11 protein-coding genes are annotated in these 13,555 nt (G+C 34.4%); 10 read left to right on the forward strand and 1 reads right to left on the reverse strand.

Going from position 1 to position 13,555, the window contains the following annotated elements:
* Positions 1–45: 45 nt before the first annotated feature.
* Positions 46–1,002 (forward strand): methylenetetrahydrofolate reductase [NAD(P)H], encoded by a 957-nt coding sequence (gene metF, locus E0H99_RS04350; protein ID WP_131991513.1) that lies wholly within the window; start codon positions 46–48, stop codon positions 1,000–1,002.
* A 68-nt stretch (positions 1,003–1,070) separates the two neighbouring features.
* On the opposite strand, the gene gldA is transcribed toward metF, so the two are convergent.
* Positions 1,071–1,967: a gliding motility-associated ABC transporter ATP-binding subunit GldA gene (gene gldA, locus E0H99_RS04355; protein WP_131991515.1), complete on the reverse strand. Its 897-nt coding sequence runs from the start codon at positions 1,965–1,967 to the stop codon at positions 1,071–1,073.
* 148 nt (positions 1,968–2,115) lie between these two features.
* On the opposite strand from gldA, the gene E0H99_RS04360 reads away from it, so the two are divergent.
* The 9 genes from E0H99_RS04360 to E0H99_RS04400 all read left to right on the forward strand — a co-directional run bounded on the left by E0H99_RS04360 (position 2,116) and on the right by E0H99_RS04400 (position 13,555).
* A complete protein-coding gene (locus E0H99_RS04360; protein WP_131991517.1) occupies positions 2,116–3,369 on the forward strand; it encodes a dicarboxylate/amino acid:cation symporter in 1,254 nt (417 codons plus the stop codon).
* 363 nt (positions 3,370–3,732) lie between these two features.
* Positions 3,733–4,560, forward strand: a complete 828-nt coding sequence (locus E0H99_RS04365; protein ID WP_131991519.1) for a prephenate dehydratase — start codon at positions 3,733–3,735, stop codon at positions 4,558–4,560.
* A complete protein-coding gene (locus E0H99_RS04370) occupies positions 4,557–5,702 on the forward strand; it encodes an aminotransferase class I/II-fold pyridoxal phosphate-dependent enzyme (RefSeq protein WP_131991521.1) in 1,146 nt (381 codons plus the stop codon). Before E0H99_RS04365 ends, E0H99_RS04370 begins: the two co-directional genes overlap by 4 nt.
* A 68-nt stretch (positions 5,703–5,770) precedes the next feature.
* Positions 5,771–6,628 carry a prephenate dehydrogenase gene (locus E0H99_RS04375; RefSeq protein ID WP_131991523.1) on the forward strand — a complete coding sequence of 286 codons (858 nt, stop codon included), beginning with the start codon at positions 5,771–5,773 and terminating at the stop codon, positions 6,626–6,628.
* Positions 6,629–6,778: 150 nt separating this feature from the next.
* Positions 6,779–7,861, forward strand: coding sequence for a bifunctional 3-deoxy-7-phosphoheptulonate synthase/chorismate mutase type II (locus tag E0H99_RS04380; RefSeq protein WP_131991525.1), 1,083 nt, complete (start codon positions 6,779–6,781; stop codon positions 7,859–7,861).
* A gap of 239 nt (positions 7,862–8,100) precedes the next feature.
* Complete coding sequence (gene rsgA, locus E0H99_RS04385) at positions 8,101–9,078, forward strand: ribosome small subunit-dependent GTPase A (RefSeq protein ID WP_131991527.1); 978 nt, start codon at positions 8,101–8,103, stop codon at positions 9,076–9,078.
* Positions 9,079–9,114: 36 nt separating this feature from the next.
* On the forward strand, positions 9,115–9,567 hold the full coding sequence (dtd, locus tag E0H99_RS04390; RefSeq protein WP_131991529.1) for a D-aminoacyl-tRNA deacylase: 453 nt from the start codon (positions 9,115–9,117) through the stop codon (positions 9,565–9,567).
* A 48-nt stretch (positions 9,568–9,615) separates the two neighbouring features.
* Entirely contained in the window at positions 9,616–11,526 is a 1,911-nt protein-coding gene (locus tag E0H99_RS04395) for a DUF3857 domain-containing protein (RefSeq protein ID WP_131991531.1), read from the forward strand.
* A 4-nt stretch (positions 11,527–11,530) separates the two neighbouring features.
* Entirely contained in the window at positions 11,531–13,555 is a 2,025-nt protein-coding gene (locus tag E0H99_RS04400) for a DUF3857 domain-containing protein (RefSeq protein ID WP_131991533.1), read from the forward strand.

A 13,555-nucleotide genomic window follows, 5' to 3' on the forward strand; every position in this document is an offset into this window, starting at 1 on the left:
AGGACGTGACTTTCGACATTCGACATTCAAACTTTAAGACTTAAGATGAAAGTAACACAACATATAGAAGACGCAAAAGAGAAAACATTATTCTCCTTTGAAATTATTCCGCCACAAAAAGGGAAAAGTATTCAGGAATTATACGATAATATTGATCCGTTGATGGAGTTCAAACCTCCTTTTATAGATGTAACGACTTCTCGCGAAGAATATATTTACGTTGATAAAGGCAATGGTTTATTGGATAAAAAACTGACTAGAATGCGTCCGGGAACATTAGGTATCTGTGCTTCTATTAAGCACAAATACAATGTAGACACTATTCCGCACGTACTTTGTGGAGGGTTTACCAAAGAAGAAACGGAGTATTTATTGGTCGATTGTCATTATTTGGGAATTGATAATGTGATGGCTTTGCGTGGCGATGCGATGAAAGACGAGCAATATTTTATTCCGAAACAAGGAGGGAATGATTTTGCAGTTGATTTGGTGAAACAAATCAACCAATTGAATTGTGGAAAATACCTGCATGATGTTATGGATGTTGATAATAAAGCCAATTTTTGTATTGGTGTTGCCGGTTATCCAGAAAAACATTTAGAATCACCATCCTTACAATCCGATTTAAAAAGATTGAAAGAAAAGGTAGATGCAGGTGCCGATTATGTGGTAACACAAATGTTTTTTGACAATGCTAAATACTTTGAGTTTGTTGCAAGAGCAAGAGAAATGGGGATTACAGTACCTATTATTCCAGGAATCAAACCTATTGCGGTACAAAGACACATGCAAATATTACCTCAAATTTTCAGAATTGATTTACCCGAAGATTTGATTCATGCCGTGGATCAGTGCAAAACCAATGCCGATATCAGACAAGTGGGAATTGAATGGGCAATCCAACAATCGCTTGAACTTAAAGCAGCCGGTGTTCCCGTTTTGCACTATTATTCTATGGGGAAATCAGAGAATATTAGACAAATCGCAAGTAAGGTTTTTTAATTTCCAATCGTATTTCATAAAAAAAGCTCGTTTAAATTCATTTTAAACGAGCTTTTTTTAGTTGGAAACTACTTCGTAATCTCTCTAAAAACCGCTTCCAAATTTTTATTCTTCTGATTCAGTTGCAATGTTTTCAAACCATTTGCTGTTGCAAAATCAAAAACGGCTGGACGCATGTCTTTATCCGCTTTGAAAGTCAATTCCCAAATCATATCGTGCGTATTTTTATAAGAAGTAAGATTTTCGATTTTAGCAATGGCTTGTTCTTCGATTTTATAATCAAATTCTACTTCGATAACTTGCTCCTTATTTTCAGAAATCAAATTGTCTAGTTTTTTGTCGGCCACAATTTTACCATTGTTGATGATAATAACACGGTCACAAATCGCTTCGACTTCCTGCATAATGTGCGTAGATAGAAAAACGGTTTTGTCTTTTCCTACGTTTTTAATAACATTGCGAATTTCCATTAATTGGTTTGGGTCTAAACCAGTTGTTGGTTCGTCAAGAATTAAAACGTCTGGGTTGTGTAATAAAGCATTGGCCAGACCTACGCGTTGACGGTATCCTTTGGATAATTGTCCTATCTTTTTATGACTTTCGGAACTTAAGCCGGTCAGTTGAATTACTTCTTCGATACGGGATTTGGATACTTTATAGACATCGGCATTAAAAGCCAAATATTCCCGTACATATAAATCCAAATACAACGGATTGTGTTCCGGCAAATAGCCAATGGAAAGTTGCACGGCTTTTTGTTGAGTGTTTACATCGTGTCCGTTTACCAATGCTGATCCTTCATCGGCATTGATATAAGTTGTCAATATTTTCATTAAAGTCGATTTCCCGGCTCCATTTGGACCTAAAAAGCCAACGATTTCTCCTTTATTAATGGAAAATGAAATGTTATCCAGTGCTTTTTGGGCACCGTAGCTTTTGGATATATTATTTACTTCTATTGACATGGAATATATTTTGTTGCAAAAGTAAACAGAATTGTTCTTGATTTATTGTTTTTTGTAGCCCAATAACTAAAAAGTCCTTTATCAAAGTTTTACAAAACGAGATGATATTCTGCATTAGATTTATATATTTACCATAAACTATATAGAAATGAATTTGAAAAATACACAATCGAGCAGTTTCTTGAAAAACTACAAAAGCATTTTATTGCTACTTGGCGGTATTCTGGCAGGAAGTATATTGGGTTTAGTTTTTGGAAAAGGAGTAGAAGTGATTAAGCCTTTGGGCGATATATTTCTGAATTTATTGTTCACAGCAATCATTCCATTGATCTTTTTTACGATTGCATCTTCGATTGCCAATTTAGAAAAATCAGAGAAACTCGGTAAATTGTTTGTAATTGTCATTGGCGTATTTTTAAGTACAGTATTGATTTCAGCCATTTTGATGATTGTTGGGGTATTGTTATTTCCCATTCAGCAAGATATTATCATTTCTAAAATTCCATTAGAAAGCATTCAGGAAAGTTCTGCGGGTTCACAAATTACCCAGTTGCTTACCGCAAGTGACTTCTTTGAACTTTTGTCTCGTAAAAATATGTTGGCGCTCATTATATTTTCTTTTTTAATAGGATTCTCCAGTTTGCATTCGGGTGAAAAAGGGAAAGATTTCAGTAGGTTCCTAAATTCAGGAAATGAAGTGATGAAGCAATTGCTACACATAATCATGAAAACAGCTCCAATAGGTTTGGGTGCTTATTTTGCGTATCAAGTTGGAATTTTTGGACCGCAATTATTTGGCGCTTATGCAAAACCGTTGGGACTTTATTATGCAGTTTGCGCTTTTTACTTTGTCGTATTTTTTAGTTTGTACGCTTTTATAGCTGGAGGAAAATTAGGATTTAAAGTATTTTGGAAAAATAATATTACGCCTTCATTAACGGCATTGGGAACCTGCAGCAGCATTGCGACAATTCCTGCCAATTTGGAAGGAGCAGAAAAAATGAATATCCCGAGTCATATCAGGAATGTAGTTATTCCACTCGGTGCACCTTTGCATAAAGATGGTTCGAGTATGTCGTCCATTATAAAAATTGCGGTTATTTTTGCCATGTTTGGTAAAGATTTTACGGATCCTGAGACCTTACTGATGGCTTTAGGAATTACTGTAATTGTTTCGGTAGTCGAGGGTGGAATTCCAAACGGAGGTTATATAGGAGAAATTCTGGCGATAACCGTTTATGGATTTCCTATGGAACAAGCGTTGCCAGCAGCGATGATTGTGGGAACCTTAGTGGATCCTATGGCAACATTATTGAATGCGAATGGAGATTTGGTTTCGGCAATGGTAGTGACCCGAATTGCGGAGGGAAAAAAATGGCTTTCGGCAAATTTAACCACTTAAATGCTTTTTGAGTTAGAATTAGTTGAAAAAAGCATTTAGAAATCGGTAATAAGTGGCAAGTTAGAAGTCTCTTTTTTAGGTATTTTGTAATAAAAAGTAGTTTTAACAAAGAATTCTTTTTTTGTTACATATAATCAAATGTTTTTTTTGGTTGGGTTAAAATATGTTCTACATTTGCATAGAAATTAATACAAAAAACAACATCATGTTGAATAACCGATTTTATTTTAGCAACTCTTATTATTTCTTCTGGAAAGTTGAAAGGGATTGTTGTATGGTTATTTAATTATAAAATTAAATTGATAATATAAATATACAATCCCGATGCAAATCGGGATTTTTTTTTGCTTAAAAGTTTGTAAAATGAATGAAATAATTGGAATACAAGGCATAACGGGTTCTTTTCATCATCAGGTGGCACAGGAATATTTCAATCAGAATGTAGCTGTTGATGAATGTTTGTCGTTTGAAGAGTTGGTTGACAGCTTGTTATCAGGTAAGTCAGATCAGGCGGTTATGGCGATAGAAAACTCTATTGCAGGACCGATAATACCGAATTACGCTTTGATCGATAAAAATAATTTGCACATTATAGGAGAGCATTATTTGAATATTCATCAGAATTTAATGGCGCTAAGAGGTCAAAAAATGGAAGATATTCAAGAAGTACATTCTCATCCTATGGCTTTATTACAATGTATGGAGTTCCTAAAAAAATACCCAAACATAAAATTAGTTGAGGACAAAGATACTGCCGAAACAGCACGAAGAATACACCAAAAACAATTGAAAGGGATTGCGGCAATTGCGAGTAAAACAGCTTCGGAATTGTATGATTTAGAAATTTTGTTCCCCGAAATACAAACGATTAATAATAATATGACTCGATTTGTGATTCTGAAAAAAGAGAATTCATTTGTGGCAGAAAAAGAAATTAACAGGGCTTCTATTAAATTCGAACTGGATCATAAACGAGGTAGTTTGGCAGCAGTTCTGAATGTTATGAGTGATTGCAAATTGAATTTGACCAAGATACAATCCTTGCCAAAAATAGAAACGCCGTGGAAATATTCTTTTTTTGTAGATGTCACTTTTGAAGAATATGAAGATTATGCCAAAGCCAAAGCATTATTAGCGATTATGGCAGAATATTTTAAAGTTTTAGGAGAATATAAAAATACAAAACCATGATTAATACAGCGAAACGTCTGGATATAATTGAAGAATATTATTTCTCCTCAAAATTGAGAGAAGTAAGGCAACTGGCATCTGAAGGGAAGCCCATTATCAATATGGGAATTGGAAGCCCTGATTTGCAGCCTTCACAAGCGGTGATTGATGCAGTGGTTCTAGCCATGCAAGATGAAAATGCGCATCAATACCAAAGTTACCAAGGGTTACCGGAACTGAGAAATGGAATGGCTGATTTTTATCAGAATAACTTTCGGGTAGCATTGAATCCGAATACTGAGATTTTGCCTTTGATGGGTTCCAAAGAAGGGATTATGCATATTTCACTGGCTTTCTTGAATGAAGGCGACCAGGTTTTGATTCCAAATCCGGGTTATCCTACCTACACTTCAGTGACAAATCTTGTTGGGGCAGTACCCGTTTATTACGATCTTAAAGAAGCAAATAACTGGGAACCGGATTTTGAAGCTTTGGAAGAACTTGATTTGTCGAAAGTAAAAATCATGTGGATTGGTTATCCGCACATGCCAACAGGAGCTAGAGGAAGTTTAGAGTTATTTGAAAAGTTGGTGGCTTTTGCCAAGAAACATCAGATATTATTAGTCAACGACAATCCTTATAGTTTTGTGTTGAATGACAATCCGATGAGTTTATTGCAAGTGGAAGGTGCAAAAGAGGTGGCATTAGAATTAAATTCTTTGAGTAAGACTTTTAATATGGCAGGTTGGAGAGTTGGAATGGTTTTAGGAAATGCAGCTTGTATTGATGCCGTACTAAAAGTAAAAAGTAACATGGACAGCGGAATGTTTTACGGGATTCAAAAAGGAGCAATTGAAGCTTTGAAAAGTGACAAGACTTGGTTTGAATCGATGAATGCGATTTATAGAAAACGTAGAATTCTTACCGAACAACTGGCGGAGAAATTAGGATGTACAGTATACAAAGAAGGAGTTGGATTATTTGTTTGGGCAAAATTGCCGGACGGAATTACATCAGCAGAGAAATTCATTGATGAAATTTTATATGAGAAATCAATTTTTATCACGCCGGGGACCATTTTTGGTTCTAATGGAGAAGGATACATACGATTTGCACTTTGTGTAAAAGAAGAAAAAGTACAAGAGGCTATAAATAGATTTTAGATTAACGATTCTAGATTTTAGATTTTCTTGCAAGGTTTTTAAAACATTGTAGGTATAAAAATAAAAAGATGAAAGTATTTGTAATAGGAATAGGATTGATAGGCGGTTCGATGGTATTGGACATTAAAACGTTGCATCCGGAAGCCACAATTTATGGAATTGATAACAACGAAAGCCATTTGGCGGAAGCCTTAGCATTAGGAGTTGTTGATAAAGCTGCGACATTTGATGATTTAGTTGATGCGGATTTTGTGATTGTTTCAGTTCCCGTTGATGTAGCGCTGATTGTTTTGCCAAAAGTATTGGATGTTGTTGGGGATACTACGATTGTTTTTGAAGTGGGTTCAACAAAAATACCTATTTGCGAAGCGGTTGCCAACCATCCTAAAAGGCGGCATTTTATTGCCACGCATCCTATTGCAGGAACGGAATTTTCAGGACCTTCGGCGGCGATAAAAGGATTGTTTCAAGGGAAGACGAATATTATTTGCGAAGTCGAGAAAACAACATTCAAATTGCAGGAAAAAGCGTTGGATTTGTTTAAAGAAATGGGAATGAGAATCCGTTACATGGATCCAAAATCACATGACAAACACATTGCTTATGTGTCGCATTTATCGCATATCAGTGCCTTTATGCTTGGAAAAACGGTAATCAATAAAGAGAAAGATGAACAGGATATTTTTGATATGGCAGGTTCCGGTTTTGAAAGTACGGTTCGTTTGGCCAAAAGTTCCCCAGCAATGTGGACGCCTATTTTTAAACAAAACAGGAAACAGGTTGTAAAAACATTGGATGAATACATTTCGAATTTATCAAAGTTTAAAGAATTATTAGAAAAGGAGGATTACGAAGCAATTTATAATGAAATGCAAAGCGTGAATAAAATAAAAGAAATATTAAACGGAATTAATATAAAAAAGTAAGCCGTTTTCAGTACACAGGCACAGGCACAGTCTCAGAAAACAGTTTCAAAAAAAGAACAACACATAATAAAATAATTAAACATTAACAATTATCCATTTATGGCTCCTTCCCCTTCGGGGAGGGCTGGGGTGGGGAAAAATTTAGAAAAGATGGAAAACAAGAAAGAAATGAGAAATTGGTTGAATGAATTCAATTTGACTCATCCATTTGTGATTGCAGGACCTTGTAGTGCTGAAACAGAAGAACAAGTATTGAAAATTGCACATGAATTGAAAGATTCAGATGTAAGTGTTTTTAGAGCAGGAATTTGGAAACCTAGAACGCGTCCGGGAGGATTTGAAGGAGTAGGAGAAATAGGGTTGAAGTGGTTGAAAAAGGCCAAAGAACAAACAGGATTGCTAATGGGAACGGAAGTGGCAAATGCTGCTCACGTAAAATTGGCTTTGGAATATGATATCGATGTATTGTGGATTGGTGCCAGAACGACAGTAAACCCATTTGCAATGCAAGAAATCGCAGATGCTTTAGCAGGAACTAAAAAAATCGTATTGGTTAAGAATCCGGTAAATCCAGATTTGTCTTTGTGGTTGGGTGGCGTTGAGCGTTTGTACAATGCTGGTATCGAAAAATTAGGGGTAATTCACAGAGGTTTTTCTACTTACGAAAAAACCAAATACAGAAATATTCCAGAATGGCAAATTGCGATCGAATTGCAAAACAAGTTCCCTGATTTGCCTTTGATCATTGACCCTTCACACATTACAGGTGACCGTAACATGATTCTTGAAGTAACGCAAGAAGCATTAGATTTGAATTATGACGGTATGATTATAGAAACACATTACGACCCGGACAATGCTTGGAGTGACGCTGCACAACAAGTAACTCCAACCGCTTTGAAACAAATTTTTATTGATTTGAAAGTAAGAAAAGTAGATGATATGTCAGATGAGTTTACTCAAAAAATGAAAAAATTGAGAACAAATATCGATATCTTGGATGAAAACTTATTGGATTTACTAGGAAAACGTATGAAAGTGGCTGACGAAATAGGTCAGGTGAAAAAAGACGCTAACGTTGCTGTTTTGCAAAACAATCGTTGGAACGAAATTCTAGGAAAAATGATTTTAGAGGGTGAGAAAAAAGGATTGACTGAAGAGTTTGTACTGAAAATGTTCAAAGCGATTCACCAAGAAAGTATTGGTCACCAAGAAAAAGTGTTGAATGCATAAAATAATTTAAGATTGTAGATTAACGATTTCTGATTTCGGGAGTCGTAAAATTTAGATTTTTATAGAAATCCCAAGGCTTATAGTTTTGGGATTTTCTGTTTATTTTAGAGTCTTCTAAAATCAGAAATCTAAAATCGTTAATCTTCAATCAAAAATCCTCCATAAATCCTTTATCTTTGCAAAGTCTTAGATTTTAAATTAGAAATCAGAAATCGTTAATCTTCAATCAAAAATCCTCAATGACAGGACTCGTATACAAATCTACAGGAAGTTGGTACACCGTAAAATCCGAACAAGGTGATTTTATCGAATGCCGTATGAAAGGGAAATTCCGAATTAAAGGAATCAAAAGTACCAATCCTATTGCTGTGGGCGATGTTGTGGATTATGAACTCGAAGAATCATCCGATACCGTTACGGGAACCATTCATAAAATTCACGACAGGAAGAATTATATTGTTCGAAAATCTGTGAATTTATCGCATCAGATGCATATTATTGCGTCTAATATTGATCGCGTTTTCTTGTTGGTTACCATAAATAATCCGCCAACTACTTTTAATTTTATTGATCGTTTTCTGGTTACTGCTGAAGCATACGGAATTGAAACGATATTGGTTTTTAATAAAATCGATACTTTTGATGACGCCACTTTAGACGAACAATTGTACATGCAGCACGTATATCAGGAAATTGGATACAAATGTTTGCGCGTATCTTCGACTGAAATGAAAGGAATTGAGGAGTTGAAAGAAATGATGATTGGCAAAGTGAGTATGTTCTCCGGACATTCTGGTGTTGGGAAATCAACTTTGGTAAATGCAATGGAACCTTCTTTACATCTAAAAACAAAAACAATTTCTGAAGCTAGTAAACAAGGACAGCATACTACGACTTTTGCCGAAATGTATGATTTGTCTTTTAATGCCAGAATCATCGATACGCCAGGTATCAAAGGTTTTGGAATTGTGGATATGGAAAAAGAAGAAATCAGTGGTTATTTTCCTGAGTTTTTCAAATTGAAGGAGCAATGTAAGTTCAATAATTGCTTGCATAAAGACGAGCCGCATTGTGCTATCAAAGCAGCTTTGGAAAAAGACGAAATCGCCTGGTCCCGTTATAGAAGTTACCTTAAAATTCTGGAAGGGGATGATGAAAATTATCGTACCGACATTCATAATGAAGATCGAATAATCAGTGATAAGACTAGGGAATAACAATAACAATTTCAAAAATCAATTTCAATTTTAAAAATGAAAATCGTCCTTCAAAGAGTTTCCTCAGCTTCCGTAACCATTGACAATAAAATTGTAGCTGATATCCAAAAAGGGTTGTTGGTTTTAGTTGGAATTGAAGATAGCGATACGCAAGAAGACAGCAGTTGGCTGGTTAATAAGATTATTAATATCCGCATTTTCGGGGATGAAAATGATGTTATGAATCTTTCGGTTAAAGCTATTGACGGAGATATAATTGTGGTAAGTCAATTTACATTGCATGCTTCTACCAAAAAAGGAAATCGTCCCTCTTATATAAAAGCTTCAAAACCAGAAGTTGCCATTCCGTTATACGAGAATTTTGTAATTCAGATGGAGAAAGAAATTGGTAAAAAAGTACAAACCGGCATCTTTGGTGCGGATATGAAAGTACTTTTATTAAATGATGGACCTGTTACCATAATCATCGATAGTAAAAATAGAGATTAAGTTTTCTTTAATCGAAAAATTCTTATATTTTTGATAAAAAGAATTTTTATGATTTTCAAATATATCTCTTTCCTATTTTTGTTTTTTACTTCTTTTATTTTTGCTCAAAAGATAGAATATAACTCTTTGAACATTTCAGATAGCTTAAAAGAAAATGCTAATGCTGTTGTTCGTCTAAATCAAATAGACATAATTATTGCTTCACAAAGAAGCATGAATATCATCACTAAAAGAGTGGTAACGGTTCTAAATGAAAAAGGTCTTAGTGCAATTGACGCTATTGAAAGTTATGATAAAAGGACCAATATTAGAAATATCGAGGCAACTGTTTATGATATTTTAGGAAAAGAAATCAAAAAAATTAAGCGCAAAGATTTTAAAGACCAAAGTGCTGTTGATGGCGGTACCCTTTTTTCGGATAACCGTTATCTTTATTTAGATTACACTCCCATCCAGTATCCCTTTACAATAGTTTTTGATAGCGAAATAGAAACCTCTACTACAGCTTTTATTCCACAGTGGTATCCATTAAATAATTATTTTGTAAGTGTAGAGAAAAGCGTTTTGAATGTAAAGTATCCAGATAATTTAGGTTTCAAGAAAATGGAATTCAATTTTTCTAATTCTAAAATTGATAAAACTATAGATACTGCAACACAACTCTCGTATACTGCTACGAATATTCTGGCTCAAAAGCAGGAAGATTACAGCCCGGTTAATAGTTCCATTTTTCCAAAAGTGATGATGGGATTAGAGTTATTTCATTTAGAAGGAGTAGATGGTAATGCAAAGACTTGGAAGGAGTTTGGGCAATGGTATTCCGATAAAATTTTATCAGGAACAGGGATTTTGTCAGATGAAACCAAAATGAAAGCAAAGGCCCTTGTCGGAGATGAAAAAGACCCAATTAAAAAAGCAAAATTAATTTACAATTTTGTACAACAAAAAGTAAGATATATCAGTATTCAAGTTGGAATTGGCGGATGGAAACCTATGCTTGCCAGTGATGTGGATCGTCTTGGATATGGAGATTGTAAAGCATTGACTAATTATACTAAGGCCTTATTGGATGTGGTAAGTGTGCCTTCGTATTATACCATTCTGTATGGAGATAGAAAAAAGTTAAGCATTCAGTCTGATTTTGTATCCATGCAAGGCAATCACGTTATTTTGTCTATTCCAAATGGAAATAATTATATATGGTTAGAATGTACCAGTCAAGATGATCCGTTTGGATATCAAGGTACTTTTACAGACGACAGAGAAGTTTTAGTTATAAAACCAGATGGAGGAGAGATTGTTAGGACTAAAATTTATGAAGATAAAGACAACTCTCAGATTAGTAAAGGGAACTATTCGGTTTCAGAAACGGGAGATTTTTCCGGAAAAATAACAATTGTTTCGGAGGGTTCACAATACAGTCAAAAAGCACCTATTGAAAATGTACAGCCAACGGACAAAGAAGCACATTATAAAAGATATTGGAGTAATATCAATAATTTAAAGATTGATAAAATAACATTCTCAAACGATAAAGAGAACGTAAGATTTACTGAAAATGCTGAAATCAGTGCAGTAAATTATGGAAATGTTTCCGGAAATAAAATAATGTTTGTTGTCAATGGCTATAACCAAATGGGAGGAACTGTAAAGCGAATCCGAAATCGTAATAATCCACTTGAAATTCAAAGAGGTTATAGTGATACAGATGAGGTAACTATAGCTTTGCCTTCGGGTTTTTCTGTTGAATTTTTACCCAATAATTTTGAATTGAAAAGTAAATTCGGAGAATACAAAACAGAGATTGTCAAAAAAGACAACAATAATCTGGTTTACAAACGGAGTGTGTTCTTGAAAAAAGGATTGTATTCCAGTAAAGAATATGATGAATACCGTCTTTTTATAGAACAGATTTCAAAAAATGATAATGCCAAAATTATTCTAACCCAAAACCAATAAAACCATGCAATTTAAAAAATCGCTCCTCTTTTTATTATTTCTTATTTCGGTCTCAAAAAGCACCGCTCAAAACTTTGAATTGGGTAAAGTTTCGATTGCTGAATTAGAAGAGAAAGAGCATCCTAAAGACCCTTCTGCAGTAGCGGCGATATTATTCAAAAAAGGAAAGATGAGTCTTGAATATAATAAAAGCGAAGGTTTTGTAATGATAACGGAAGTGAAAACTAGGATTAAGATTTATAAAAAAGAGGGTTATGATTGGGCAAATCAAAAAGTGCGCTACTATTTAGGAAATAATTCTAAAGAAAATGTCTCCTTTACGGATGCTGTAACATACAATTTACTGGATGGGAAAATTGAGAAAACGAAACTGAAAAGTGACGGAATATTTGATGAGACCATCAATAGATTTTTGGGGCATAAAAAGATAACAATGCCAAATATAAAAGAAGGGTCTGTAATAGAATTTCAGTATACAATTCGATCGTTGAGTATTGTAATGCCGAGAGAGTATAGTTTCCAGACGACAATTCCGGTAAATTATTCAGAGTATAGAACTTTTATTCCACAATATTTTATTTATAATACCAATCAAAAAGGATTTGTTTTTCCAAAAGTAACAGTAGAGAAAAGACCAAAAACAATAAAATTTTTGGATATGGAAAGTAAACAAGCTGGAACAGCTTCTAGTAATGTGAATACATCATTTTATGAAAGTGCACTAGAATATGAAGAAACCAGAACCACTTATTTAGCAGAGAATTTACCGGCGTTGAATGAAGAATCTTTTGTAAATAATATTGATAATTATACATCAAGTTTGGTACAGGAATTGTCAATGACGCAATACCCTAATCAGCCTTTGAAGTCGTATTCAACCGATTGGAAATCAGTAGTAAAAACGATTTATGAGTATAATGATTTTGGGCCGGAATTGGATAAAACAGGTTATTTTGAAGATGATATAAATGCTTTAATTAAAGGTTTGAATACCCAAGAAGAAAAAATAACAGCTATTTTTAATTACGTTAAATCTAGTGTGAAATGGAATAATTATTATGGTTATTCTTGTAACGATGGCGTAAAGAAAGCCTATAAAGACAAAACAGGAAATGTAGCCGAAATTAACCTTATGCTCACCGCTATGTTGCGTTATGCTGGAATCAATGCTAATCCGGTATTGTTAAGTACACGCGCTAACGGAGTAGCATTATTCCCTAATAGAACAGCTTTTGATTATGTTATTGCGGCTGTAGAAGTGAATGACGGTTTGGTATTATTGGATGCAACCGAGAAATACTCAGTGCCCAATGTTTTACCGTTAAGGGATCTGAATTGGTTCGGAAGATTGATCAGAAAGGACGGCACCTCTACAGAGGTTGATTTAATGCCTAAAGCCCTTTCAAAAGAATCTACAATTATGAATCTTGTATTGGGGATTAATGGTTCCATTGATGGGAAAATCAGAACTCAGTTTACAAATCATGAGGCTTTGTATTTTAGACAAAAGCATTTAGTTACAAGCAAGGATAGTTATTTGGAGGCATTGGAAAATAAAAACAATAACATAGAGATTAGTGACTACGTTAGGGAAAATGAACTGGATTTAGCAAAGCCAATCGTGGAAAGCTATTCGTTCAAGGATTCCAAAACAGTGGAAGTAATAAACGATAAAATCTATATTTCACCATTGATTTTCTTGGCTTCGAAAGAGAATTCTTTTAAGCAAGAGGTAAGGGAATATCCTGTAGATTTTGGCTATCCAACTGAAAATAAGTATAATATTAACATAGAAATTCCAGAAGGCTATGTTGTGGAATCCTTGCCTAAAGTGATGAATATTGCAACAGGGGAGAATGTCGGCGCTTTTAAATATATAATTGCTAATGAAGGAAATAAAATTCAGATTTCTATTGCCGAAAATATAAATACAGCTATTGTACCGGCAAATTTTTATGATGTATTAAAAGATTTTTTTCAACAAATGATTGATAAGCAAAACGAAAAAATAGTGCTTAAAAAAGTGTAG

This window comes from Flavobacterium sp. GT3P67, assembly GCF_004349155.1.
Taxonomy (GTDB): Bacteria; Bacteroidota; Bacteroidia; order Flavobacteriales; family Flavobacteriaceae; genus Flavobacterium; species Flavobacterium ranwuense.